The sequence below is a fragment of the Sphingopyxis sp. GW821-FHT10B01 genome (assembly GCF_059415685.1).
Genome location: NZ_JBWKNS010000001.1, coordinates 323,019 through 348,588, shown reverse-complemented (window position 1 = coordinate 348,588; position 25,570 = coordinate 323,019). Strand labels below are relative to the sequence as shown.

At 65.5% G+C, this 25,570-nt stretch carries 24 protein-coding genes; 23 read left to right on the top strand and 1 reads right to left on the bottom strand.

The window, feature by feature from the left end; all coding sequences use genetic code 11:
- Nucleotides 1-2 precede the first annotated feature (2 nt).
- The 4 genes from AC07NV_RS01505 to AC07NV_RS01490 are packed head-to-tail and all read left to right on the top strand — an operon-like array spanning nt 3 to nt 3,162.
- The gene (locus AC07NV_RS01505; protein ID WP_495164568.1) at nt 3-830 is read left to right on the top strand and encodes an LD-carboxypeptidase; all 828 of its coding nucleotides are present in this window, start codon (nt 3-5) and stop codon (nt 828-830) included.
- A gap of 57 nt (nt 831-887) precedes the next feature.
- Nucleotides 888-1,826: an ACP S-malonyltransferase gene (gene fabD, locus AC07NV_RS01500; protein WP_495164567.1), complete on the top strand. Its 939-nt coding sequence runs from the start codon at nt 888-890 to the stop codon at nt 1,824-1,826.
- A gap of 22 nt (nt 1,827-1,848) precedes the next feature.
- Nucleotides 1,849-2,589, top strand: coding sequence for a 3-oxoacyl-[acyl-carrier-protein] reductase (gene fabG, locus AC07NV_RS01495; protein WP_495164566.1), 741 nt, complete (start codon nt 1,849-1,851; stop codon nt 2,587-2,589).
- 33 nt (nt 2,590-2,622) lie between these two features.
- The gene (locus AC07NV_RS01490; protein WP_495164565.1) at nt 2,623-3,162 is read left to right on the top strand and encodes a hypothetical protein; all 540 of its coding nucleotides are present in this window, start codon (nt 2,623-2,625) and stop codon (nt 3,160-3,162) included.
- Nucleotides 3,163-3,212: 50 nt separating this feature from the next.
- On the opposite strand, the gene AC07NV_RS01485 is transcribed toward AC07NV_RS01490, so the two are convergent.
- Nucleotides 3,213-5,336: a TonB-dependent receptor gene (locus AC07NV_RS01485; protein WP_495164564.1), complete on the bottom strand. Its 2,124-nt coding sequence runs from the start codon at nt 5,334-5,336 to the stop codon at nt 3,213-3,215.
- Between the two features lie 194 nt (nt 5,337-5,530).
- Between AC07NV_RS01485 and AC07NV_RS01480 the strand changes: the two genes are divergently transcribed.
- The 19 genes from AC07NV_RS01480 to ftsA all read left to right on the top strand — a co-directional run bounded on the left by AC07NV_RS01480 (nt 5,531) and on the right by ftsA (nt 25,453).
- Nucleotides 5,531-6,520: a cysteine synthase A gene (locus tag AC07NV_RS01480; RefSeq protein WP_495164563.1), complete on the top strand. Its 990-nt coding sequence runs from the start codon at nt 5,531-5,533 to the stop codon at nt 6,518-6,520.
- The gene (locus AC07NV_RS01475; RefSeq protein ID WP_495164562.1) at nt 6,517-6,921 is read left to right on the top strand and encodes a hypothetical protein; all 405 of its coding nucleotides are present in this window, start codon (nt 6,517-6,519) and stop codon (nt 6,919-6,921) included. Before AC07NV_RS01480 ends, AC07NV_RS01475 begins: the two co-directional genes overlap by 4 nt.
- Nucleotides 6,918-8,087 (top strand): Gldg family protein, encoded by a 1,170-nt coding sequence (locus AC07NV_RS01470; RefSeq protein ID WP_495164561.1) that lies wholly within the window; start codon nt 6,918-6,920, stop codon nt 8,085-8,087. The genes AC07NV_RS01475 and AC07NV_RS01470 overlap by 4 nt, the downstream gene beginning before the upstream one ends.
- Before the next feature lie 275 nt (nt 8,088-8,362).
- Nucleotides 8,363-8,863 (top strand): division/cell wall cluster transcriptional repressor MraZ, encoded by a 501-nt coding sequence (locus tag AC07NV_RS01465; protein ID WP_495164560.1) that lies wholly within the window; start codon nt 8,363-8,365, stop codon nt 8,861-8,863.
- The gene (rsmH, locus tag AC07NV_RS01460; protein ID WP_495164559.1) at nt 8,860-9,843 is read left to right on the top strand and encodes a 16S rRNA (cytosine(1402)-N(4))-methyltransferase RsmH; all 984 of its coding nucleotides are present in this window, start codon (nt 8,860-8,862) and stop codon (nt 9,841-9,843) included. Before AC07NV_RS01465 ends, rsmH begins: the two co-directional genes overlap by 4 nt.
- Entirely contained in the window at nt 9,837-10,424 is a 588-nt protein-coding gene (locus tag AC07NV_RS01455; RefSeq protein ID WP_495164558.1) for a hypothetical protein, read from the top strand. Before rsmH ends, AC07NV_RS01455 begins: the two co-directional genes overlap by 7 nt.
- Nucleotides 10,421-12,112, top strand: coding sequence for a peptidoglycan D,D-transpeptidase FtsI family protein (locus AC07NV_RS01450; protein ID WP_495164557.1), 1,692 nt, complete (start codon nt 10,421-10,423; stop codon nt 12,110-12,112). The genes AC07NV_RS01455 and AC07NV_RS01450 overlap by 4 nt, the downstream gene beginning before the upstream one ends.
- Nucleotides 12,112-13,551, top strand: a complete 1,440-nt coding sequence (locus tag AC07NV_RS01445; protein WP_495164556.1) for a UDP-N-acetylmuramoyl-L-alanyl-D-glutamate--2,6-diaminopimelate ligase — start codon at nt 12,112-12,114, stop codon at nt 13,549-13,551. Before AC07NV_RS01450 ends, AC07NV_RS01445 begins: the two co-directional genes overlap by 1 nt.
- On the top strand, nt 13,548-14,924 hold the full coding sequence (locus AC07NV_RS01440) for a UDP-N-acetylmuramoyl-tripeptide--D-alanyl-D-alanine ligase (RefSeq protein ID WP_495164555.1): 1,377 nt from the start codon (nt 13,548-13,550) through the stop codon (nt 14,922-14,924). The genes AC07NV_RS01445 and AC07NV_RS01440 overlap by 4 nt, the downstream gene beginning before the upstream one ends.
- Nucleotides 14,924-15,994, top strand: a complete 1,071-nt coding sequence (mraY, locus tag AC07NV_RS01435; RefSeq protein WP_495164554.1) for a phospho-N-acetylmuramoyl-pentapeptide-transferase — start codon at nt 14,924-14,926, stop codon at nt 15,992-15,994. The genes AC07NV_RS01440 and mraY overlap by 1 nt, the downstream gene beginning before the upstream one ends.
- Nucleotides 15,991-17,295, top strand: coding sequence for a UDP-N-acetylmuramoyl-L-alanine--D-glutamate ligase (gene murD / locus AC07NV_RS01430; RefSeq protein WP_495164553.1), 1,305 nt, complete (start codon nt 15,991-15,993; stop codon nt 17,293-17,295). The genes mraY and murD overlap by 4 nt, the downstream gene beginning before the upstream one ends.
- A gap of 133 nt (nt 17,296-17,428) precedes the next feature.
- Nucleotides 17,429-18,670 carry an FtsW/RodA/SpoVE family cell cycle protein gene (locus AC07NV_RS01425; RefSeq protein ID WP_495164552.1) on the top strand — a complete coding sequence of 414 codons (1,242 nt, stop codon included), beginning with the start codon at nt 17,429-17,431 and terminating at the stop codon, nt 18,668-18,670.
- 10 nt (nt 18,671-18,680) lie between these two features.
- Nucleotides 18,681-19,865 carry an undecaprenyldiphospho-muramoylpentapeptide beta-N-acetylglucosaminyltransferase gene (gene murG / locus AC07NV_RS01420; protein ID WP_495164551.1) on the top strand — a complete coding sequence of 395 codons (1,185 nt, stop codon included), beginning with the start codon at nt 18,681-18,683 and terminating at the stop codon, nt 19,863-19,865.
- Entirely contained in the window at nt 19,865-21,298 is a 1,434-nt protein-coding gene (gene murC / locus AC07NV_RS01415) for a UDP-N-acetylmuramate--L-alanine ligase (protein ID WP_495164550.1), read from the top strand. The genes murG and murC overlap by 1 nt, the downstream gene beginning before the upstream one ends.
- Entirely contained in the window at nt 21,295-21,441 is a 147-nt protein-coding gene (locus AC07NV_RS01410; RefSeq protein WP_495164549.1) for a hypothetical protein, read from the top strand. Before murC ends, AC07NV_RS01410 begins: the two co-directional genes overlap by 4 nt.
- The gene (murB, locus tag AC07NV_RS01405) at nt 21,438-22,334 is read left to right on the top strand and encodes a UDP-N-acetylmuramate dehydrogenase (RefSeq protein ID WP_495164548.1); all 897 of its coding nucleotides are present in this window, start codon (nt 21,438-21,440) and stop codon (nt 22,332-22,334) included. The genes AC07NV_RS01410 and murB overlap by 4 nt, the downstream gene beginning before the upstream one ends.
- Nucleotides 22,331-23,257, top strand: a complete 927-nt coding sequence (locus AC07NV_RS01400; protein ID WP_495164547.1) for a D-alanine--D-alanine ligase — start codon at nt 22,331-22,333, stop codon at nt 23,255-23,257. The genes murB and AC07NV_RS01400 overlap by 4 nt, the downstream gene beginning before the upstream one ends.
- Complete coding sequence (locus AC07NV_RS01395) at nt 23,254-24,192, top strand: cell division protein FtsQ/DivIB (protein ID WP_495164546.1); 939 nt, start codon at nt 23,254-23,256, stop codon at nt 24,190-24,192. The genes AC07NV_RS01400 and AC07NV_RS01395 overlap by 4 nt, the downstream gene beginning before the upstream one ends.
- A 4-nt stretch (nt 24,193-24,196) precedes the next feature.
- Entirely contained in the window at nt 24,197-25,453 is a 1,257-nt protein-coding gene (gene ftsA / locus AC07NV_RS01390; protein WP_495164545.1) for a cell division protein FtsA, read from the top strand.
- Nucleotides 25,454-25,570: the final 117 nt, after the last annotated feature.

The window sequence follows — 25,570 nt, the reverse complement described above, 5'->3', positions numbered from 1 at the left end:
CCATGCGTATCGGCATTGTTGCCCCGTCGACCCCGATCCTGCCCGACGACGCGGAAGCCGTTCGTGCGCTCGCAAGCCTCGGCTACCCCGACGTCGAACTCGACTTCGACCCGCAATGCTTTGCCGTCCACGGCCATTTTGCGGGCGAGGACGGGCACCGCTTCGCTGCGCTCGTCGAAATGGCGAACCGTCCCGACATCGACGCGGTCTGGTTTGCGCGCGGGGGTTATGGCGCGTGCCGGATCGCCGAGGACGCGGTCGCAGCGATGACCGACGCCGCGCGGCACAAGGCGTTTCTCGGCTATTCGGATCAGGGCAATCTGCTGGGTGCGCTCTATCGCGAGGGCTTCGACCATGTCGCGCATGGCCCGATGGTCGCCGATATCCGCCGCGACGACGGCGACGCCGCGGTGCTCCGCGCGCTCGACTGGCTTGTCGCGCGCGACCCGGGGGCCTGCGAGCCGGGCTTGCAGCATGGTGCGCGCCATGCTGCGTTCAACCTGATGACGCTGTCGATGCTGCTAGGCACCCCGCTCGAACCCGACCTTTCGGGCCATATCCTGCTGGTCGAGGAGGTCAGCGAATATCTCTACGCTTTCGACCGCGCTTTCTTTCATGTCGCCACCTATCTGGGCCCGCGCGGCCTCGCGGGCTTGCGGCTCGGGCGCGTCAGCGACATCCGTGAAAACGACCGTCCGTTCGGCATGGAAGCCGAAGAAATCGCGCAGAGCTGGTGCGCGCGTGCGGGCATCCCCTGGCTCGGCCGGGCGGACATCGGCCACGACGCGGCGAACAAGGTCGTGCCCTTCGGCTTGCATCGCGCGGGGTGAAGGAATAGGCGCGGGCGCATTCCAGAACATACGCTAAAACACATCAGGGGACGCAATATGCGCGCATTCATCTTTCCGGGTCAGGGCAGCCAGGCGGTCGGCATGGGCAAGGCGCTTTCCGACGCATCGCCCGTCGCACGCGAAGTGTTTCAGGAGGTCGACGACGCGCTCGGCCAGAAACTGTTCCAGCTGATGAGCGAAGGCCCCGCGGAAGAGCTGATGCTCACCGAGAACGCCCAGCCCGCGATCATGGCGAACGCGATCGCGACTCTGCGCGTGCTCGAACGCGAAGGCGGCGTGACGCTGTCGGCTAAGGCCGACTATGTCGCGGGCCACAGCCTCGGCGAATATAGCGCGCTCTTCGCGGCGGGGGCGTTCGACCTCGCGACCACTGCGCGGCTGCTCAAGACGCGCGGGCAGGCGATGCAGGCGGCGGTGCCCGTCGGGATCGGCGCGATGGCCGCACTGATCGGCGCCGACATCGAATCGGCCCAGAAGCTCGCCGACGCGGCGGCCGAGGGCGAAGTCTGCACCGTCGCCAACGACAACGACCCGTCGCAAGTCGTGATTTCGGGCCACACGGGCGCGATCGAGCGCGCGGTTGCACTGGTCAAGGATTTCGGCATCAAGCGCGGCCTTCTGCTGCCGGTGTCGGCGCCCTTCCATTGCCCGTTGATGCAGCCCGCCGCCGATGTGATGGCCGAGGCGCTTGGCGCAAACCCGCCAAAGGCGCCGCTTGTCCCGGTCGTCGCCAACGTGACTGCGGGTCCGGTCAGCGACGCCGACACGATCCGCGATCTCCTTGTCCAGCAGGTAACCGGCCGCGTTCGCTGGCGCGAAAGCGTTGCCGCGATGGAAGCCATTGGTGTCACGCATTTCGTCGAATTTGGCGGCAAGGTCCTCTCGCCGATGGTCAAGCGCAGCGCCGCGGGCGAAGTCGAAACGACCAGCGTGATTTCGATGGACGACATCGAAGCCGTGCTCAAGACGCTCTAAATCCAGATTTCGGGAGAATAACATGTTCGATCTCACCGGCATGACTGCCCTCGTCACCGGCGCTTCGGGCGGTATCGGCTCGGCCATCGCGCAGGCGCTCGCGGCGCAGGGCGCGCGGCTTGCGGTCTCGGGTTCCAACGCGGAAAAGCTGGGTGCTTTTCGCGACAGCCTCGGCGGCGACCATGTCGCGCTGCCGTGCAACCTCGGCGACGGCGCCGCAGTCGATGCACTTGTGCCATCGGCGGTCGAGGCGCTTGGCAAGCTCGACATCCTCGTCAACAATGCCGGCGTCACGCGCGACAATCTGATCATGCGCATGAAAGACGACGAGTGGATGGACGTGATCCGCATCAACCTCGAGGCCAATTTCCGCCTCGCGCGCGCCGCCGCCAAGCCGATGATGAAGGCGCGCTTCGGGCGCATCATCTCGATCACCAGCGTCGTCGGCGCCACGGGCAATCCGGGGCAGGCCAATTATGCCGCGTCGAAGGCGGGCGTGACGGGCATGACCAAGGCACTGGCGCAGGAACTCGCAAGCCGCGGCGTGACCGCAAACTGCGTCGCACCCGGCTTCATCGCGACCGCGATGACCGACGATCTGCCCGACGCGCAGAAGGAAGCGCTGAACCAGCGCATCCCCGCCGGCCGGATGGGCGAGGGGAGCGATATCGCCGCGGCGGTCGTCTATCTTGCGTCGAAGGAAGCCGGATATGTCACCGGGCAGACGTTGCATGTGAACGGCGGGATGGCCATGCTGTCCTGAGGGGTTGCGTTACGACGGTGGAGGGCTTCGTGGATGCATAAGGATTTGATGGCGGGTTTCGCGCTTGCATTGGCAATGCTGCCGGGCGCCGTTTCGGCCCAGGAAGGTGCGAAGTTCGATTGTGTCGTGACCTCGGTGCCGCAGGGGATGAAGGAATCGATCGGCACCTCGATGGCGGGCGGTGGCGACGAAGCCGGGCGCGAAGCCCTGTTCAAGCAGCTCGGGGCGATTACCGACGATTGCGTCACGCGCCACGGCATTACCCCGGAACAAAAGGGCCCATATTTCGACTACAGCCTTGCGCGCATTTCTCGCGAATGGCTGATCGGCGATATTTCGAAGCTCAACCTGTCGACGGCGGTGGTCGACAAGGCGCTCGACTTCGGTCCCGATGGCGCGAACCCGGACTTGTCGGGCGATATGACCGAGGATCAGATCATGACGATCGTCCAGGCCTATATCGAAAGCGGCGTGGACATCGAAAAGGTCGACAGCGCCGTCTGGGAAAAAGTCGGGGCCTATGCGGCAGCGACCTCGATCTACTGGAACAAGCGCAAGCTGCTCCCCTTCTGATCCCGGATCGGGCCGGATCCGGTTCAACCGGACCCGGCCCGCGGGAGGGATCAGAAACTCGCCCGGGCCGTGAGGCGGAAGTCGCGGCCTGCCAGCGGCACATAATCCTTGGTAAAGCTGGCATGGCGGCGCGCTTCGACGTCGAAGATGTTGTTCGCCGACAGGCTGAGTGTCAGATTCTTCGTATCGGGAAGCGGGCGCCAGCTGATCGAGGCGTTGACGAGGGTGAAGCCCTTGGTCGGCGTCTCGAACTGCGCGGTGCGCGTCTGGTCGTCGGTCCATTCGACCTCGGCGCGGGCGTCGATACGTTCGCCCTGCGCCTCTAGCCCGCCCAGCACGCGCAGCGGGGGGATGCGCGGGACGTTGCGGTCGAGGCCCGCATTTTTGATCTTTGCGCGTGTCATGTCGGCGGTCACATCGCCAACGATGTTGAACCCGCCGATCTGTGCCAGCCGCGCGCTTGCCTCGGCCTCGAAGCCCCAGACGCGGGCGTCGCGCTGAAAATACTGGAAGACAGGCAATTCATCGACTTCCGCGCCGGTCGCCGCCGAATAGACGAAATTGTCGAACCAGTTCGAATAACCGGTCAAGCTGAAGTTGAAGGCGTCGGTCTTGAGCTTGAACGAAGCCTCGGCGCCCCAGTTCGACTCACGCTTCAAATTCGGGTCGCCCAGCTCGAAGCTTTGCGTCGCGATGTGCGGACCGTTCGACAGCAATTCCTCGGCCGATGGCGCGCGGACCGCGCGCGATACCGAGACGCCGAATTTCGCGCCTTCGAATATGTCATAGCTCGCACCGAGCGCGCCCGAGAAGCTGTCGAAACTGCGGTCGAAGCCGACCGTCTGCGCGCGCACGCTGGTCTTTTCATAGCGCGCTGCGGCTTCGAGGCCCAGCGGACCTGCCGTATATTCCTGTAGCGTGAAGAGCGCGAACTGGTCGGTCAGGTTCCGCGGTACGAACGCCTCGGCACCCACCGCATTAAAGTCGCGGTGGCTATATTGCACGCCGCTCGCGCCACGCCAGCCGCCGCGGTCGTTCTGCGCCAGCTCGATCCGGCCTTCGACGCCCTGATTGGTGAACACGGTGCCGACCTCGTCGCCTTCGAACTCGGTGTGCTTGTAATCGGCAAAGCCCGCGCGGATGCGCAGCTTGTCGAAGAAGCCGTCGCCCAGCTCGACTTCGCCGCGCACGTCGGCGCGCCACTGTTTCATGCCGATGGTGACGGGGCCTTCGCCATGATCATGGCCGCCCTCTTCTTCACCGCCATGGTCATGCGCGGTGTTCGGGCGGTCGGGCACGCCATAATTGGTGTCGAAATAGCCGATCGAAATGCCGAGCTGGCCGCCGTCGTTGATCAGCGACAGGCCGCCACCGGCGGTCCAGGTCTCGCTTTGCGTGTTGTCGATCTTGCCGCGCTTGCCCGCTTGTGCGGTCAGTTCGGCTGCTTCGTCCGGATGCCCGTCCTCGACTGCATGTTCGGCAAGGTGGAGCAGGTCGCCGCGAATATCGGGGGCATAGACAAAGCCGCCGCTGCGGGTGTCGCCCGTCTTGCGCCAGCTGCCGTCCAGATGGGCGACGATCTGCGGGCTCAGCGCGACATCGATCGAGCTGCCGATATTGCGGTCTTTGGCGGCGGTTGCATAGCCGCCGATCGCGTCGACATGAACATGGTCGGTGGGCACCTTGCGCGGAATGCGGCGGTCGAACAGGTTGACCGCGCCGCCGATCGCCTGGCTGCCGAACAGCAGCACTGCAGGGCCACGGAGAATTTCGACGCGCTCGACAGTCAGCGGGTCGATCGTCACCGCATGGTCGGCGGAGGTGTTCGACGCGTCGATCGATCCGATGCCGTCGGTCAGGATGCGCACGCGCTCGCCCGAAAAACCGCGGAGGACTGGGCGCGATGCGCCGGGGGAGAAGCTCGTGGCCGATACGCCCGGCTGGCGCGTCAGCGTGTCGCCGATCTGCCCGCGAATGTCGCGCGCCAGCTCGTCACCTTCGAGAACCGACACATTGCCGAGGATATCGAGGCTGCGCACATAGGGCGCGGTGACGACGATCGGTCCGCTGGCGTGCACATCGTCGTCGCTGCTTGCTCCGGCGCTGTCCTGCGCAAATGCGGGGGCGGCAAGGAATAGGGCAAAAGTGAAACCGGCGGAGCAAAGCAAACGCATGAGGGGAGAATCCTGTTCGTTGGGGACGACCTGAGCGGCTCCAGTAATGATATACTGTTACAATGACAAGCCCGCGCCATCGCTCCGCACGTCGTTGGTCGGACGTCAGGCGCCGTTGGTCGACAAACGCCGATCATCGACCAGCCAAGCGAAGCTGTCTTGCGGCGCCGTGAACGCCGCCCTAAATCAGCGCCATGACTATTGCTGCAAACAGCCTCGACCTCATCGGCAACACGCCGCTGGTGCTGCTCAAGGGGCCGAGCGAAGCCACCGGCTGCGAAATCTGGGGCAAGTGCGAATATGCCAACCCCGGCGGATCGGTGAAAGATCGCGCCGCGCTCTATATCGTCCGCGACGCCGAGGCGAACGGCAGCCTGAAGCCAGGCGGTACGATCGTTGAGGGGACGGCGGGCAATACCGGCATCGGTCTTGCGCTCGTCGGGAATGCGCTTGGCTACAAGACGATCATCGTCATGCCCGACAATCAGAGCGCCGAGAAAATGGCGACGATCCGCGCGCTCGGCGCCGAACTGGTGCTCGTGCCGCCCGCTCCCTTCGCCAATCCCGGCCATTTCGTCCACACCTCGCGCCGCATTGCCGAGGAAACCGACAATGCGATCTGGGCCAACCAGTTCGACAATATCGCCAACCGCAAATCGCACATCTTTGGTACCGCCGAGGAAATCTGGGAGCAGATGGACGGCCGCATCGACGGCTTTACCTGCGCTGCGGGCACCGGCGGCACGATCGCGGGAACCGGGCTCGGGCTGAAAGCGAAGAACGCCGATATCGTTATTGCGCTGACCGATCCGCATGGCGCGGGACTCTATAATTATTACCAGTGCGGCGAACTGAAGGCCGAAGGCACCAGCGTCGCTGAAGGAATCGGCCAGAACCGCATCACCGCCAACCTCGATGGCGCGCCGGTCGATACGCAGTTCCGCATTTCGGATGCCGAGGGGCTGGCCGTGGTGCGCAGCTTGCTCGACGAGGAAGGGCTGTGCCTCGGCCTGTCGTCGGGAATCAATGTCGCCGGAGCGATGGCGCTCGCGCGGCAATTGGGGCCTGGCAAGCGTATCGCAACCATCTTGTGCGACAGCGGGTTTCGTTATCTCTCGACGCTCTTCAACCCCGAGTGGCTGGCGAGCAAAGGCCTGGAGACGTCAAAGGAGACGGCGGCATGAGGGACATGCGGGTCGACAATGGCGCAGCGCCCAAGGCGCTGCCGCCGCCGGCGCCCCCGACGGCCCCTGTCAACGACACGATGCGGCGGTTGCAGATCGGTATCGCCGGCGTGCTGACGGTGCTGTTGCTTGTCGGCATGGCGGGGCTCATCGGTGACCGCGCCCGCCAAAGCGCGTCCGGCGACGCGGATGCGATGGCCGAGGTCAAAATGCCGGGTGACGAACAGAAGAATAGTGGTGCGCCGTTGGAAGAGTTGGGCGTGCAGGCGGTTCAGCCGTCGTCAAAGGATCAGAATTCGGCCACCGCGGTGAAGGTTCCGCAGGCGGTGCCGTCGTCGGCGACGGTGCCCGATCTCGAGCCTGACCCCGCACTCCAGCGCGCGCGCCAGTCGAAACAGTGACGACGGCTTCGCGCCGGCCCGTGCTGCGCGCTTTTGTCATCGCCGTCGCCACTGTGGCGCTGGCCTGGATCGTGGGCGGGCAGGCGCTGCTCGGCCGTATCGACCCGGCGCTGGCCGTTCCGTTGCTTGTGCCGCCGATGTTGCTTCTGGCCTTGTGGCAACGCGGTGAGCCCGCGGTGCGCCGTCTTCGCACCTGTTTTCTCGGCCTCGTGCTTCTCGCAATGGCGCAGGGCCTGCTTGCTCTCCTGCTCGCCGGATCGGCCGCATGGCTTCAACTGCTCCTGATTTTCTTCGCGGGCGGCCTTGCGGCGTTGCTCGCCGACCTGCTGGTCCAGTGGCGGCCGCGGTTCAAATTCCTGCCTTGGCTGGCGGGGTTGGTTCTCGTCGGCGGCTGGTTCGGAGCGAGCCATGCCGGTCTTGCGATCCTTTACCGGCCTGCTGCCGCTCCGGCGAATGCGCCTGTTGTCACCATGCTCACCGGTCTGCCGCTACGTTGGTCGACGGCAGGGGGCAGGGGGCTCGCAGCGATGATTGCCGAAGGCGCGAATGACGATCCGGCGCTCGCGCGGCTGACGGCGGCAGGGCCGGTGTCGCTGGTCGACAGTCTAACGGATCATGTGCCGCCGCCGGGCGGGACAGTGCTGCTTGCGCATCCGCGCGCGCTGGCGCCGCAGGAACTGGTTGCCATCGACGCATTTGTGCGCGGCGGTGGGCGCGCAGTCGTTCTCGCTGACGCGCTGACGGGATGGCCGGCACGCCATCCGCTCGGCGATCCGCGCAATCCGCCGATCACCAGCTTGCTCACGCCATTGCTCGATCATTGGGGCGTGACGCTGGGCGCAGCGCCCGCTGCAGAGGACGCGGCGCTGTCGGTCGATGTCGACGGCGCGCGCCTTCGTCTGTTCAGTGCCGGTCGCTTCGATCGCTTGCCTCCGCAATGCAGCGTCTATGCCGGTCGGCGTGTCGCACGATGCCCGATCGGCAAGGGGGAGGCGTGGCTTGTGGGCGATGCCGACCTGCTTTTTGCCCCGCTGTGGAGTCCGCTCACCCCCGGGGCGGCGCATTTTCGGCAGGCCGATACGATGGAATGGCTGGCCGCCCGCTTGTGGGGGGGCGCCGGGCGCAGCCTGCTTCGTCCCATCTGGATTCGCGCCCGCTCGGCCTGAGTCGGCGACTTCGCCCCATTTTACCCCGATTGAAGCGTGTGACGCGGCGCCATCTTGCGCTGCGGGACCGGCATTTACCCGATTCCATGGTCATTTTGCGGCAAATGGGGGTCATATTCCCTATTTTGCCCTAAAATACCCCTTTTCACCCTGATCCATAGTTGATACTCAGGAATCGGAGAGGGGCATTCTCCACCTGTGCCTAACCAGCTGGAATCCTGCGATTCCGGGGACAGGAAAGTTTTGCCCGGTGGCGCGATACGGGGGGCAGAGCGATGGCGATTGTGACGCCCGGCCAGTATGCGGGCACCAGTTTCGCCGCGATCGATGGCAAGGGACGCATCGCCGTCCCCTCTCAATTCCGCAACAATGTGCCCCTCATTGCGGACGGCCAGCGCGTGCTTTGGGTCGGCTTTCACGAAAAACTGCCGTGCCTGGTGGCCTATGGCCAGGACCAGTATGACCGGTTGAACGGTGAGATCGAGCGCGACCGTGAAACTGCACGTCTGCGCAATCTCGATTTCGACGAAGATACCGAGTTCAAGAAAAGGTTCAGCTATACCGAACCTTATACGCTCGACGACAGCGGTCGCTTTCTTCCCAGCTTCATCCACCGCGACCGCGTCGGCGATGCCGGCGCGACCGCTTTTGTGGGGTCGGGTCGCCGTCTCGAAATCTGGTGGCTGCCGACCCTCGCCGAATGTGCCGAGGCCGATCCGGTGCTTCAGCGCCTCGCCGCTTCGTGGGACGCGACAAAAGGGAAGGGGCGCAAATGACCGACCTTTCCCCCCAACTCCCCCGGGACCCGCGCCACGATCCGGTCCTCCGCGATGAGGTTCTGGCCGCCCTCGCCATTGCCCCCGGCGAGCGCCACGTCGACGCGACCTTCGGTGCTGGCGGCTATACCCGCGCGATGCTCGCTGCGGGCGCCGATGTTGTTGCCTGCGACCGCGATCCCGATGCGATTGCCGACGGGCAGGCGCTGGTCGCAGAGGCTGGCGGCAAGCTCACGCTGATCCATGGCCGCTTCGGTGACATCGACCGGCTGCTCGCCGAGCGCGGGATCGACGCCGTCGATGGCATCACTTTCGACATCGGCGTGTCGTCGATGCAGCTCGATCAGGGCGAGCGCGGCTTCTCCTTCCAGAAGGACGGCCCGCTCGACATGCGTATGGCGCAGGAAGGCGAAAGCGCCGCCGACTGGCTGAACAGCGCAGACGAGCACGTCATTGCCGACGTGCTTTTCCATTATGGCGACGAGCGTCAGTCGCGCCGTGTTGCGCGTGCGATCGTGGCAGCGCGTCCGCTGACCCGCACCGCCGAGCTGGCGACAGTCATCCGCAAGGCGCTGCGTCATCCCCCCGGTGCGCCCAAGGATCCCTCGACAAAGAGTTTTCAGGCGATCCGCATCCACATCAATGCCGAACTCGACGAACTGATGGCGGGCCTCAATGCCGCCGAACGGATTCTGCGTCCCGGCGGCCGGCTGGCGGTGGTCAGCTTCCACAGCACCGAGGACCGGATCGTGAAGAACTTCCTGCGCGAACGGAGCGGCGGCGATGCCGCGGGTTCGCGCCACCGGCCCGCGCCGGCTTCTCTGGCGCGGGCCGCAACTTTCGAAACGCCTGCGCGCAAAGTGCGCCCGGGCAAGGCCGAAGAAGCACGCAATCCACGCGCGCGCTCGGCGACGCTGCGCAGTGCGATCCGGACGTCTGCTCCGGCCCATTCGACGACGAAGGAGGCAATGTCATGCTGATGGCCGCCCGCAAGCTTCAGGGGATCGGACTGGTCCTGCTCGTGCTCATCTTCGCGATGATGCTCTATCCCGTGTCGCTGAAAGTCGCAGCGACGCGCAGCGAACTCACGCGCATCGAAAAGCAGATCGACCGCACGCGCGGCAACATCCGCTACCTGGAATCCGAACTCGCGGTGCGCGCCTCGATGCGCCAGCTCGAGCAGTGGAACGCCGACACCTTCGGCTACTCGGCCCCGGCTGCGGATCAGTATCTCGCGAACGAGCGTCAGCTTGCTTCGCTCGACCGCCTGCCGCGCGCACGCGGTGCGAACGAGGTGGCGCCGGTGCTGATGGCCATGGTCTCGCCGGTCGCGACGCCCGAACCCGTCGTCAAGGCGGCGGCTGCGCCCAAACTGGCTGACAAAAAGCCCGTGGTGATCGCACAGGCAGATATCCGCAGCGACACGCCGCCGCGGATGGCGCCGACGCGCCGGCGCGAACAGCTGAAGATGATCGAGGATCAATTGCTGGCCGAATCGACGCTGGCCGACCTCAAGCGCGCAGCTGCGGCCGAAGCGGCAGGAGGAAAGTCGGGCCGATGAACACGCTGGTCGTCCGTCCGACCCGGGTTCGAACCGCTGGGGTGCGGCAGCAGATATTGCTGACCGCACAACAGCGTTTGATGATCTTGATGCTGCTGTTTATGGCGGCATTTTTCGTTGTGTCGGTACGGCTGCTGTATTTTGCGCTGTTCGACACCGCTTCGAGCCGCGGCGCGGCGACGGCCTTCGTCCCGGCGCGCGCCGACATCGTCGACCGCAACGGCGTGCCGCTCGCACGCACGATCGACGGCTATTCGATCCGCGTGGTCCCGTCGAAGCTGCTCAACAATCGGCAATATCTGGCCGACGAGTTGCACAAGATTTTCCCCGACGTGTCGCGCGAGGAATTGCTCGCAAAGGTCAGCGGGTCGCGACCGACCTATATTCGTCGCCGGGCGCTTCCCGATCAGGTCGCGGCGGTGAACGCGATCGGCGATGTCGGCTTCGATTTTCCGCGCGAGAAAGAGCGCCTGTATCCTCAACTTTCGCTCGCGGCGCATGTGCTCGGCTTTACCAATGCCGAGGGGCATGGTGTAACCGGCGTTGAGGGCGCGTTCGACCAGCGGCTGATCGACAAGGCGACGCGCGGCCAACCGCTTGCGCTGTCGATCGACGCGCGGGTGCAAGGGGTGCTCGAAAGCGAGCTGGGTTCGGCGGTTGCCAATCTCGAAGCGATCGGCGGCGCCGGGATCATCCTCGACGTCCACACGGGCGAAATCGCGGCAATGACATCGCTGCCGACCTATAATCCCAACAAGCTGATGGGCGAGGACCCGAGCACGCGCCGCAACGCCGTGACCTATAATCTCTATGAACTGGGTTCGACCTTCAAGCCGTTGACCATTGCCGCGGCGATCGATGCCGGGACGGTGACCAGCATGGCGCGGCGCTATGATGCGACCCAGCCGCTGGCGATCGCGGGTTTCAAGATTCGCGATTCGCACAATATGGGCCGCTGGCTCAATGTCCCCGAAACGCTGATCCATAGTTCGAATATCGCCACCGCGCGCATTGCCGACGAACTCGGCCGCGACAAGATGGAAGCGATGTTCCGCAGTCTCGAATTCGACGGGCGTCCGCATATCGAATTGAAGGAACGCTCCTTCCCGCTGTGGCCGCGGGACTGGGGTCGCATCACGACGATGACCACGGGTTATGGCCACGGTATCGCCGTGACCCCACTGCACCTCGCGAGCGCTTATGCCGCGCTTGTTAACGGCGGCATCTGGCGTCCCGCGACGTTGATGAAGCTGGGCGACAAGGCGCCGCCGCAGGGCCGCCGCGTGTTCAAGGCCGCAACAAGCGCGCGGATGCGCCAGCTTCTCCGCCTGATCGTGTCCGACGGGACCGGCAAGCAGGCCGAGGCTCCGGGCTTCCGCGTCGGCGGCAAGACCGGCTCGGCCGAAAAGCCGGGCGCGGGTGGCTATCGTCGCCATTCGCTCGTCTCGACCTTTGCTGCCGCCTTCCCGATGGACAACCCGCGTTATGTCGTGCTGGTGATGATCGACGAGCCCAAGGGCAATGCCTTTAGCTCGGGCCAGCGCACCGCCGGCTGGACGGCAGCGCCCGTCGTGCGCAAGGTCGTGACCCGTGCCGGCCCGATGCTGGGTGTTTTTCCCGACGAAAGCCGCGACGTCGATGTCTCCGAACTGACCCCGCTGTTGTGGAGAAACGGGGAAACCGAATAATGCGCCTGTCCGCGCTGCTCGACGATCAGGGGCTGCAGGGCACCGGCCCGGTCGTCACAGGCCTCGCCATCGATCATCGCAAGGTCGCGCCGGGAACGATTTTCGGCGCCTTTGTTGGCGAAAGATTCAACGGCGAGGATTTCATCGGCGCTGCGATCGAAGCGGGGGCAATCGCTGTGGTCGCGCGGCCCGAGGCGAAGGTCGAGGGCGCGGTGCATATTGCTGACGTCAATCCGCGCCGCACCTTTGCCCATATCGCCGCCCGCTTCTTCCACCGTTTTCCGGCGAACTGCGCCGCGGTCACGGGAACCAACGGCAAGACCTCGACCGTCGAGATGACGCGGCAGCTGTGGCGTATGGCGGGCTTCAACGCTGCGTCGATCGGCACGCTCGGCATCACGACGTCGCAGGAAAGTGCCTCGACCGGGCTCACGACCCCCGACATCGTCACTTTCCTGTCGAACATGTCGGGCCTCGCCGCCGAAGGCGTCACCCATGCGGCGTTCGAGGCATCGAGCCACGGTCTCGACCAGTATCGCACCGAGGGACTGCCGGTGAAGGCCGCGGCGTTCACCAACCTCAGCCACGATCATCTCGACTATCATGGCACGATGGAGGCCTATCTCGCCGCCAAGATGCGGCTGTTTTCCGAAGTCGTTGAACAGGACGGCAGCGCGGTCGTGTGGGCCGACGACGCATATTCGCGCGCAGCAATTGACACCGTCACGGCGCGCGGTGTCCGCCTGCTGACCGTCGGAGGGCACGGCGAAACGCTCCGCCTCATCTCGCGCGAACCGACCCAGCTCGGCCAGTCGCTGGTCATCGCGGCGGGCGATCTGACGCAAAAGGTCGATCTGCCGCTGATCGGCGCTTATCAAACTGCCAACGCACTCGTCGCGGCAGGCATCGTCATCGCGACCGGCGGCGACATCGGGCAAACACTTTCCAATCTCGGGCGGCTTCAGCCGGTCCGCGGACGGCTCGAGCGTGCGGCCATCACCAAGGCCGGGGCGCCGGTCTATGTCGATTATGCGCACACCCCCGATGCGATCGAGGCGGCGCTCGACGCGCTGCGTCCCCACGCGGCGGGTCGTCTGATCCTCGTCTTTGGCGCCGGCGGCGACCGCGATCAGGCAAAGCGTCCCGAAATGGGCAAGGTGGCCGCCGCCAAGGCCGATGTGCTGATCATCACCGACGACAATCCGCGTGGCGAAGATCCGGCCGTCATTCGCACGGCCGTCGCCGACGGCGCGCCGGGCGCACAGATCATCGGCGACCGCCGCGCCGCCATTGCCGCTGCCATTGCCGAAGCGCAGCCCGACGACATCATCTGCATCGCGGGCAAGGGCCACGAGCAGGGTCAGGTCGTCGGGCGCGGCGACGCCATGCGTGTCATTCCCTTCGACGATGTCGCGGTCGCGCGCGAGGCGGCGGCATGAACCCGCTCTGGACCGCGCGTGCCATCGCGGCTGCTACGGGCGGCGATGCGAGTGCCGATTTCACCGTGCAGGGGGTCGCCTTCGACTCGCGGGAAGTGACAAGCGGCGACCTCTTCATCGCAATGAAGGGCGAGATCGCCGACGGTCACGCATTCATCGACAAGGCGATCGCCGCCGGGGCGGCAGGGATCATCTGCGAAACCGCTATCGATCATCCCCATGTTCGCGTGGCCGATAGCGCGCAAGCGTTGAACGCGCTGGGGATGGCGGCGCGGGCGCGGAGCCACGGCCGCATCATTGGCGTGACCGGCTCGGCGGGGAAGACGGGAACGAAAGAGGCTTTGTTCGCGGCGCTCGATCGGTTCCGCCCCGGCAAGGCGCACCGCTCGGTCAAAAGCTACAACAATCATGTCGGTGTGCCGCTCAGCCTCGCGCGCATGTCCTCGACCGCCGATTTCGGCATTTTCGAAATGGGGATGAACCACGCGGGCGAGCTTGCCGAGCTGACCCGCATGGTCCGCCCGCATGTCGCGATCGTCACCACCATCGCCCCGGCGCATATGGAGTTTTTCGGCAGCGAAGAAGCCATCGCCGATGCGAAGGGCGAGATTTTCGAAGGGCTTCAGCCCGGCGGCACCGCGATCGTCCCGTTCGACAGCCCGCATTATGCGCGGCTGCGCGCCAAGGCCGAAAAGCATGCGGGCCAGGTCGTCAGCTTCGGTCTTGGCGAGGGCGCCGATGTGCGCGCGGTCGACTGGCTTCCGGATGGGAAGGGCGGTTCGCTTGTCACCGCGCAGGTGCAGGATTCGCTCCTCTGCTTTACGATTGCGCAGGCCGGCGCGCATTGGGTGTCCAATTCGCTGGCGGTGCTCGCGGCGGTGAAAGCCGTCGGCGGCGATCTTCCGGCGGCGGGCCTCGCCTTTGCCGAAATGGCGGGCCTGGCGGGTCGCGGCGCGCGCCATCATGTGCCGTTCGGCGATGGTCAGATCCTGTTGATCGACGAAAGCTATAATGCCAATCCCGCCTCGATGGCCGCGACGATCGGCCAGCTCGGCAACGAATCCGGCGATCGCCGCATCGCGATTCTCGGTGCGATGCGCGAACTCGGACCCGCTAGTGACGCCTACCATGAAGGCCTCGCGGCTCCGCTCATCGCAGCCGGGGTGCAGTTCGCCCTGCTTGTCGGCGAAGAGATGGCGCCGCTCGCCAAAGCGCTTGAGGGCCGCATCGATTTCGAGCATGTGGCCGCCCACTCGGCCGCCATAGGGCGGTTAAAGGACCTGATCCGCGCGGGCGACGCTGTGCTGGTCAAGGGATCGAACAGCGTCGGCCTGTCGCATGTCGTGGCGGCGCTGACCAACGGGGAATTTTGATGCTATATTGGCTGGCGGAATGGCTGGGCTTTCCGGGGGTGCTCAACCTTATTCGCTATTTGAGCTTTCGGTCGGGCGCCGCGGTTGCGACCGCGCTGATCATCGGGCTGTGGATCGGCCCGCGCTTCATCCTGATGCTGCGGATGCGGCAGGGAAAGGGGCAACCGATCCGCGACGACGGCCCGCAAAGCCATCTCGCGAAAAAGGGCACGCCGACGATGGGCGGGCTGATGATCCTCATTTCGCTGATGATCTCCGCCTTGCTCTGGATGGATCTCGCGAACCGGTTCGTCTGGGCGTGTATTTTCGTGACCGGCGGTTTTGCCGCGGTCGGCTTTCTCGACGATCTCGACAAGGTCACCAAGGCCAGCCATCGCGGGATTCCGGGGCGCGTGCGCCTGCTCATCGAATTCCTGATTGCCGGCGTCGCGGTGTTCCTGATCGTCTCGCGCACCGGGACCGACCTGTATCTGCCCTTTTTCAGCGGCGTCGTGCTCGAACTCGGGCCGCTCTATTATGTCTTTGCGATGGTGCTGATCGTCGGTTTCGGCAACGCCGTGAACCTCACCGACGGGCTCGACGGGCTCGCGACCTTCCCCGTGATCATCGCCAGCATGGCGATGCTGATCATCGTGTATTTGTCGGGCAATGTGAAGTTCGCCGAATATCTCGGCATCCCGCACGTCCCGGGCGCCGGCGAGCTCGCGATCTTCGCCGCGGCGATCATCGGCGCCTGCCTCGCCTTCCTGTGGTTCAACGCGCCCCCCGCTGCGGTGTTCATGGGCGACACCGGCAGCCTCGCGCTTGGCGGCGCGCTGGCGACGATCGCGGTCACGGCGCAGCATGAACTGGTGCTCGTCATCATCGGCGGGCTGTTCGTGGTCGAAGCGCTGTCGGTGATCATCCAGGTCTTCTGGTACAAGCGGACCGGGAAACGCGTGTTCCGCATGGCGCCGATCCATCACCATTTCGAACAATTGGGCTGGCCCGAATCCACCGTCGTCATCCGCTTCTGGATCGTCTCGATCGTCCTCGCGCTCGCCGGACTCGCGACCTTGAAACTCCGTTGATCACCTCGCGCGCCTTTGCCGGTCGCCGCTATGCGGTGCTGGGACTGGCGCGCTCGGGGCTGGCGACCGTCGAGGCGCTCGTTGCCAGCGGCGCGGGCGTGACCGCATGGGACGACCGCGAGGAAGCGCGCGACGATGCGATGGCGCTCGGCGCCGATATCGGCAATCCGCTCGAGATCGACCTGATCGGCTTTGCGGGCGTCGTGGTGTCGCCGGGCGTGCCGCTCAACCGCCATCCGATCGCCGCGCACGCACGCGAAGCGCACGTCCCCGTGATCGGCGATGTCGAGCTGTTTGCCGAAGCGCGCGAGGACCTGCCGCCGCATAAGGTCGTCGGCATCACCGGCACCAACGGCAAGTCGACCGTGACCGCGCTGATCCACCATATGCTCGAAAGCGCGGGCGTGCCGTCGCTGATGGGCGGGAATATCGGCCTGCCGATCCTGTCGCGCGATCCGCTGCGGGAAGGCGGCGTTTATGTGCTCGAATTGTCGAGCTACCAGATCGATCTCTCGCACAGCCTCGCCTGCGATATCGCCGTGCTTACCAACCTCAGCCCCGATCACCTCGACCGGTACGACGGGTTCGCGGGCTACACCGCTTCGAAGGCGCGCCTCTTCTCGCTTCAGCACCGCGATCAGGTCGCGATCGTCACGGTCGACGATGATCCGTCGAAGATGATCGCAGGCCGGATCAATCATCGCCTCCACCGCGTGTCGGGAAAGGATATCGATCCGGTCGATCAGACTCGCTGGCCGGCATTGCAGGGCCCGCACAACGCCCAGAATGCCGTATGCGCGATCGCCGTGTGCCGCGTGCTGGGATTGAACGACGAACAGATCGAGCGGGGGCTGGCGACCTACACGTCGCTGCCGCACCGCATGGAATTGGTCGGCGAAGTCGCTGGCGTCCGCTGGTTCAACGACAGCAAGGCGACCAACGCGGCTTCCGCTGCACCGGCGCTGGCGGCCTTCCCGCCGGCGCCGGACCAGCGTCTTCACTGGATCGCCGGGGGCAAGGCCAAGGGCGACGGGCTGGCGGCGTGCCATCCCTGGTTCGGCCATGTCAAACGCGCCTATCTGATCGGCGAGGCGATGGAGCCGTTTGCGGCCGAGATCGGCGACGCACTGCCGGTCGACCTTGCGGGCGACATGGCAACGGCGGTCGCCCATGCCGCGGCCGCCGCAAAGCCCGGGGACATCGTGCTGCTGTCGCCGGCGTGTGCGTCGTTCGACCAGTTCAAGGATTATGAGCAGCGCGGCGACGTTTTTCGCGGGCTGGTACGGGCGTTGGAGGCATGATGGCCCTTAATCCCCGTTCGCGTCGAGCGAAGTCGAGACGCCCATCGACAGCGCACGACCTCACGGCATCTCGACTTCGCTCGATGCGAGTGGAGAAAGAGATGGGCGGTTGGACGTTGTCATGGTCCTGGGCATGAGCGGGGGAATGGACAATATGGACGCGACGACCGAAAGGCCGGTGATCGCCACCACCACGCGCCCGGCCAAGCGACGGGGCCCGCGCCTCAGCCGCGCCGACCGCACGCCGCTGGGGCTGTGGTTCTGGGAAATCGACCGTGTGCTGTTGTTGCTGGTCTCGATCCTCGTTGCGGTCGGGCTGGTTGCCGTCGCCGCGGCATCACCCGTCGCAGCGCAGAAACTGTCGACGTCGACGGCGTCGCTCGACCCGCTCTACTATTTCTATCGCCAGCTAATGTGGGTGATGGTCGGCGTCCCCGTGATGCTCGCCGTGTCGATGCTGCCCAAGGCGCAGGCGCGGCGGTTCGCCATTTATGGCACGATCACCTTCCTGTTTCTTCTGTTCCTTGTGCCGCTCGTCGGCACATCGGTAAACGGCGCGCAGCGCTGGATCGGCAGCGGTGTGTTCCGGCTCCAGCCGTCGGAATTCCTCAAACCCTTCTTCGCGGTGGCGCTCGCATGGGTGTTGTCGCTGCGGCTGCATGACCAGAGCCTGCCCGTTGTTCCGCTGGCGCTCGTGCTCACCGGCGTTATCGCGCTGCTCCTGATGGGGCAGCCCGATCTGGGGCAGACCGTCATTTTCGTGGCGACCTGGCTGGTGCTGGTGATGGTCGCGGGGCTGTCGATGCGCATATTGGCCGGGCTTGCCGGGGCGGGTGTCGTCGGGCTCGTTCTCGCCTATTTCTTCTATCCTGTCGCGCAGCAGCGTATCAACATCTGGCTGTTTGCCGAGGGCGACAGCTTTCAGGTCGACAAGGCGCATGCGACGCTGACCGCGGGCGGCCTGATCGGCACCGGCCCCGGCGCCGGCCTCGCCAAATTCCAACTGCCCGAAGCCCACACCGACTATATCTTTTCGGTCATCGGCGAGGAGTTCGGGATGATCGCGTGCATCGCGATCGCGGTCCTCTATCTTGCGATCATCGTCCGCGTCCTTGTCCGCCTGCTCGATGAGGATGACAGCTTCCTGATCCTTGCGGTTGCAGGCCTGATCGCGCAGTTCGGGGGGCAGGCGGTGATCAATATGGCGGTGAATACGCAGATATTCCCGTCGAAGGGGATGACGCTGCCCTTCATCAGCTATGGTGGCTCTTCGTTCATCGCTTTGTCGATCGGCATGGGTTTGCTCTTGTCGCTGACCCGGCGAAACCCCTATGCGGCGCGGGTGTCCATGACCGGAAACTGGAATAAGAAATGACCGCCCCAAAATGACCGCAACGCGCCACTTCCTGCTCGCCGCCGGCGGGACCGGCGGCCATATGTTGCCCGCCTATGCACTCGCGGGCGAGCTGATTTCGCGCGGGCACCGCGTGGCGCTGGTCAGCGATGACCGTGGCCTCAAGATTCCCGGCGCGCCTGCGGAGATGGAAACGCATGTGCTCCCCGCGGGCCGCGTATCGGGCGGCCCTGTCGGCTGGATCAGGGCCGCGCTCGCGATCCGCAAGGGGCGCCGCATGGCCATCAACCTGATCCGCGAGTTCGATCCGGCTGTCGTCGTCGGGTTCGGCGGTTACCCGTCGCTCCCCAGCCTGCTCGCTGCGGGTGCGATGAAGCGGCCGCGCGTCCTCCACGAGCAAAATGCCGTGCTCGGCCGCGTCAACCGGCTGATGGCGCCGCGCGTCGATGCGGTGGCGGTCGCCTATCATAATATCCAGCGCTATCCGGCGGGGCACGAGGCGAAGAAGCACATCACCGGCAACCCGGTGCGCGACGAAATCATTGCGATCCGCGAGGACGGCTTTCCGCCGCTGCCCGAGGACGGCATCGTCCGCCTACTCGTCGTTGGCGGCAGCCTTGGCGCTACCGTGCTCAGCGAAGTCGTTCCGGCGGCGATTGCGATGCTGCCGCCCGCGCTGCTCAGCCGGCTGCAGGTCGTCCAGCAGTGCCGCGAAGACGATCTGGAGACAGTGCGCGCCAAATATGCCGAACTTGGTGTCGCGGCCGAATGCGCGCCTTATATCAAGGATTTTCCCGAGCGGCTGCGCTGGGCGCATCTGGTGATCGCCCGCGCGGGCGCGTCGACCGTCGCCGAACTCGCCTGCGCCGGGCGTCCCGCGATCTTCGTTCCTTATCCGAGCGCGATGGACGATCATCAGACCTATAATGTCGTCGATCTGGTCGAGGCGGGCGGGGCGATTGCGTTTCAGCAGCCCGATTTCACGCCCGCCGAGGTGGCAAAGCATATTCAGCGCATGGCGCTCGAGCCCGGAGCGCTCGAAAATGCGGCCGAACGCGCGGCAAGCTGCGGACTGCCCGACGCGACGCGCGATCTCGCCGACCTTGTCGAATCGCTTGCGGCGCCGCCGATGATGGACGTGATTCGCGTCGGCGCGCCTTCGGGCCAGCGAGCGGCCGCTCGCGGCATGGCCTCGGCACGCAAGGAGGCCGAATAATGCGCGGCGTTGCGACCGACATCGGCACCATCCACTTCATCGGCATCGGCGGCATCGGCATGTCGGGGATCGCCGAAGTGATGCACAACCTCGGTTATCAGGTGCAGGGCAGCGACATCGCCGACGGTTATGTGATCGAAGGCCTGCGCAAACGCGGGATCAAGGTTGCGATCGGGCATGAAGCGTCGAACGTCGACGGCGTCGCCGTGGTCGTCACGTCGACTGCGGTCAAACGCGGCAATCCCGAGGTCGAGGCCGCGCTTGCCAACCGCATTCCGCTCGTCCGCCGCGCCGAAATGCTCGCCGAACTGATGCGGCTGAAATCGACCGTCGCCATCGCCGGGACGCACGGCAAGACGACGACGACCAGCCTCGTCGCGGCGTTGCTCGACGCGGGCGGGATCGACCCGACCGTGATCAACGGCGGCATTATCAACAATTATGGGTCGAACGCGCGCCTCGGCGCCAGCGACTGGATGGTCGTCGAGGCCGACGAAAGCGACGGCAGCTTCCTGCGCCTCGACGGTACGATCGCGGTCGTCACCAACATCGACCCCGAACATCTCGACCATTATGGCAGCTTCGATGCGATCAAGGATGCGTTCGTCGAGTTTATCGAGAATGTGCCCTTTTACGGTGCCGCGATGCTCTGCCTCGACCATCCCGAAGTGCAGGCGATCATCCCGCGCATCCGCGACCGGCGCATCGTGACCTATGGCTTTTCGGCGCAGGCGGACGTGCGCGGCACCAATGTGGTGCCGGGCCCCGACGGCAACCGCTTCGATGTTGTCGTACGCGACCGCGACGGCAACAGCCGCACGATCGAGGGCATTCATTTGCCGATGTCGGGGCGGCACAATGTCCAGAACTCGCTGGCGGCGATTGCCGTCGCGCTGCACATGGGGGTCAGCGACGACAAGATCGTCTCGGGCTTCAACGGCTTCGCCGGGGTCAAGCGCCGCTTTACCAAAGTGGGCGAGATCGCGGTCGAGGGCGGCGTCGTCACCGTGATCGACGATTATGCCCACCACCCGGTCGAGATCCGCGCGGTGCTGTCGGCCGCGCGCGAAGGTGTTGGCGCCGGACGCGTCGTCGGCGTCGTCCAGCCGCACCGCTTCACCCGTCTGCGCGATCATATGGACGATTTCCAGCAGGCGTTTAACGACGCCGATATCGTGCTGGCGCTTCCCGTCTATGCTGCGGGTGAAAGCCCGATCGACGGCGTGTCGTCGGACTCGCTCGTCGCCGGCCTGCGCGACCGCGGCCACCGTCAGGCGAATGTCGTCGCCGATGCGGGTGCGCTGGCGTCGGCCATCGCCGCGAGCATCGCCGCGGGCGATCTTGGTGCCGGCGACATGATCATCTGTCTCGGTGCGGGTGACATCACCAAAATAGCGGCGGGTCTGACCGCTGCGGTGGAAGGGCAGAAATGATCGTCTCCACCATTCGTCATGCCGAACTTGTTTCAGCATCCATGGCCGGTCCTTTCGGATGGCGCTGCGTGGATGTCGAAGGCGGACCATGGACCCTGAAACAAGTTCAGGGTGACGAAGAAGTGGTGGGCGGGGCACGATGAGCACCGACACCCTCCCGGCCGTGCGCGGCAAGCTGACAGCGGGCGCTCCGCTGGCGCCGCTCGTCTGGTTCAAGTCGGGCGGCCCCGCCGACTGGCTGTTCGAGCCGAAGGACGCCGACGATCTCGCCGCTTTCCTCCGCGATCTCGATCCCGCCGTTCCCGTGATGGCGCTCGGCCTCGGATCGAACCTGATCGTCCGCGACGGCGGCTTTCCGGGTGTGGTCGTGCGGCTTGGCAAGGCGTTTGCCAAGGTCGAAGCCATCGACGCCGTCACGCTGCGCTGCGGCGGCGGTGCGTCGGGCATCCTCGTTTCTTCGACCGCGCGCGACGCGGGTATCGCGGGGCTCGAATTCCTGCGCTCGATCCCGGGCACCGTCGGCGGCTTCGTCCGCATGAACGGCGGCGCTTATGGCAGCGAGGTCAAGGACATATTGATCGATTGCGATGTCGTACTCCGTTCGGGCGCGCGCCGCACATTGTCGCTCGCCGAGCTCGGCTACACCTATCGCCACAGCGATCTGCCCGAAGGTGCCGTCGTGATCGGTGCGACCTTCCGCGGGCGTCCCGGCGAACCCGCCGCGATCCAGGCCGAAATGGACCGCATCTCGGCAAGCCGCGAAGCCTCCCAGCCGCTCCGTTCGAAAACCGGCGGCTCGACCTTCAAGAACCCCGACGGGCACAAGGCGTGGCAACTCGTCGACGAAGCCGGATGCCGCGGCTTCACGGTCGGCGGCGCGCAGGTCAGCGAGAAGCACACCAATTTCCTGATCAACACCGGCGATGCGACGAGCGCCGATATCGAAGCACTCGGCGAGGAAGTCCGCCGCCGGGTGAAGGACAAGAGCGGCATCGATCTGCAATGGGAGATACAGCGCGTGGGTAAGCCCGAATGAGCCGGGGTCCGTGGCATGTCGCCGTCCTGATGGGCGGCTGGTCGGCCGAGCGCGAAGTGTCGCTGATGAGCGGCACCGGCGTCGCCGACGCGCTCGAATCGCGCGGGCACAAGGTCACGCGCATCGACATGGACCGCGACGTCGCCCTGCGGCTCGCCGAGGCGAAACCCGACGTCGTGTTCAATGCGCTCCACGGCGTTCCCGGCGAGGACGGCACGGTGCAGGGCATGCTCGACCTGATGGGGCTGAAATATACCCACAGCGGTCTCGTCACTTCGGTCATCGCGATCGACAAGGAATTGACCAAGCAGGCGCTGGTGCCGCACGGAATCCCGATGCCGACGGGGACGATGGTCGACAGCGAAAGCCTCTTTTCGGTCGACCCCTTGCCACGCCCCTATGTGCTGAAACCCGTCAACGAAGGCTCGTCGGTCGGGGTCGCGATCGTCAAGGACGACAGCAATTACGGCAACCCGATCGCGCGCGGCGCGGTGGGTCCTTGGCAGGAATTCGACCGCCTGCTCGCCGAGCCCTTCATCAAGGGGCGCGAGCTGACCGTCGCGGTGCTCGGCGATCAGGCGCTCGCGGTCACCGAACTGCGCGTGAAGTCGGGCTTCTACGACTATGACGCCAAATATACCGACGGGCTGACCGAACATGTCTGCCCCGCCGACGTGCCTGACGATGTTGCGCAACGGATGAAGGATCTGGCGTTGCAATCGCACCGCCTGCTCGGCTGCAAGGGCGCCTCGCGCTCGGACTTTCGCTGGGACGACGAACATGGCCTCGCCGGCATTTTCCTGCTCGAAGTCAATACGCAGCCGGGGATGACGGCGCTCAGCCTCGTGCCCGAACAGGGGCGGGCTGTGGGGCTGGACTATGCCGAACTGGTCGAACGCATCGTGGGGGAAGCGTTATCATGAGCAAGACACAGATCAAACGCGGAAAGGCGCCGCCGCGCCGCCCGTCGCGGGCGCCGAAAAGGCGGCGGAAGGTGCAGACCTCGCGCCTCAACGCGATCATCAACGCACTTCCGATCAGCCCGCAGCGGTTGCAAAAACTCGCCAACTGGACGATCGGCCTCAGCCTGCTCGCGGTCGGCGCGGTTGGCGCGCACGCCACGGGCGTGACGGCGAAGGTGCACGAGGAATGGGCGCAGGTCGTCGGCCGCGCCGGATTTCAGGTCAAGAAGGTCGAAGTCGTCGGCGCCGACCGCATCGACCGGCTGAAAGTCTATGACATCGCGCTCGCGCAGAAGGACCGCTCGATGGCGGCGGTCGACCTCGACAGCGTCCGCGGCGACCTGATGAAATATGGCTGGATCAAGGATGCGCGCGTCTCGCGGCGCCTGCCCGACACGCTCGTCGTCGATATCGTCGAGCGCACGCCGGCGGCGATCTGGCAGCATAACAACCGCCTGTCGCTGATCGACGAGAAGGGCGTCGTGCTCGAACCCGTCACCGTCGCGACGATGCCCGACCTGCCGCTCGTCATCGGGCCGAAGGCGAACCAGCGTTCGCAGGATCTGGGGCGATTGTTGACCGAAGCAAGCAGCCTCAAGGAATTGCTTGCCGGCGCGACCTGGGTCGGCAACCGCCGCTGGGACCTGCGTTTCCGCAGCGGCGAAACGCTGTCGCTGCCCGAGGGCGAGGCGCAGGCGAAGGCCGCGCTCGCCAAATTCGCGCACATGGACGGCGCCAACCGTTTGCTCGGGCGCGGCATATTGCGCTTCGACATGCGCGATCCCGAACGTTTCGTGCTACGCCTGCCGCACGAAGGGCAGGTGGCGCCCGCAAAGCTCGACGACGCGCGCGCCGCGGTCGATGCGGTCGCGACCAGCACCGCGAACGAAGGATAAGGCCATGGCGCCGCCGCGCATCGAAAAGATCATCACCGCGCTCGATGTCGGGTCGTGGAAGGTGTGTGCGCTGATCGCCGGGCAGACCGCCGATGGCCAGCTCCATGTGCTCGGCACCGGGCAGCGCGAGAGCCGCGGCGTCCAGCGCGGCTATGTCGCCGACATGGAACAGACCGAACATATCGTGCGCGAAGCGATCGAGCAGGCCGAGCGGATCGCCGGCCTCAACATCGACGATGTCTGGGTCGCCTTTTCGGCGGGCGGGCTGATCAGCGATGTCGCGCCGATCGAAAGCGAACTCGGCGGCCACCGCATCGAACAGGAAGATGTCGATGACCTGCTCGCCGCGGGGCGCGCGGGCATCGATCCCGAAGGGCGGATGATCCTCCACGCGCAGCCCGCGCTCTATACGCTCGACGGGCTCACGGGCGTGAAAAACCCGATTGGCCTCCATGCCGACCGGCTGGGCGTCGATATCCATATCATCATGGCGGACGGCGCGCCGGTGCGGAACCTCGAGGCCGCGGTTCGGCAGGCGCATCTCGACGTCAATGCGGTGGTGGCGTCACCGATCGCTGCGGGGCTGGCGTGCCTGTCGGACGAGGAGCGCGACCTTGGCGTTGCGCTTGTCGAGCTCGGCGCGGCGGTCACCACCGTCTCGCTCTATGCCGGCGGGATGCTTGTCGAAATGGCGTCGCTGCCCTTTGGCGCCAGCGATATTACCGACGACATTGCCTCGGCTTTCGGCATCCGGCGCAGTCAGGCGCAGCGTTTGCAGAGCTTCTACGGCTCTGCCTCGGCCAGCCCGCGCGATAATAACGAGATTATCGAGCTCGAACCCGGTGCACCGACGAACGGCGATTCCCCGCGCATCACCCGCGCCCAATTGGTGTCGGTGATCCGCCAGCGCCTCGACGCGATGATGGGGGAGATCGGCAGGACGCTGAAAGATCTGCATTTCGTCGGTCCGATCGGCCGTCAGGTCGTGCTCGTCGGCGGCGGCGCCGACCTCAAGGGTATCGCGGACTATACGCAAAGTGCCCTTGGCCGCGCCGCGCGCGTCGGGCGACCGCGCGGCTTGCACGGCCTGCCCGATGCGCATAGCGGCCCGGCTTTCGCAACACTCGCGGGTCTGGTTCTCTATGCCGCGTCGGATCCGGTCGATCTTCGCGATCTGCCGATGATGGCGCAGGATGTCTATCGGCCAGCGGGGACTTCGATCCTGCACAGGTTGATGGCCGCACTGAAAAGCAGTTTTTGAATGTCGAGCAACGAAAAGGTTAATTTTTTGGGTGATTCCCACGTCACAATAGTGCAATGCGGATGCAGAAAACCGGGCGGACGGACTACCGCCCGGTCGGGTCGCAAGGTTGGGGAA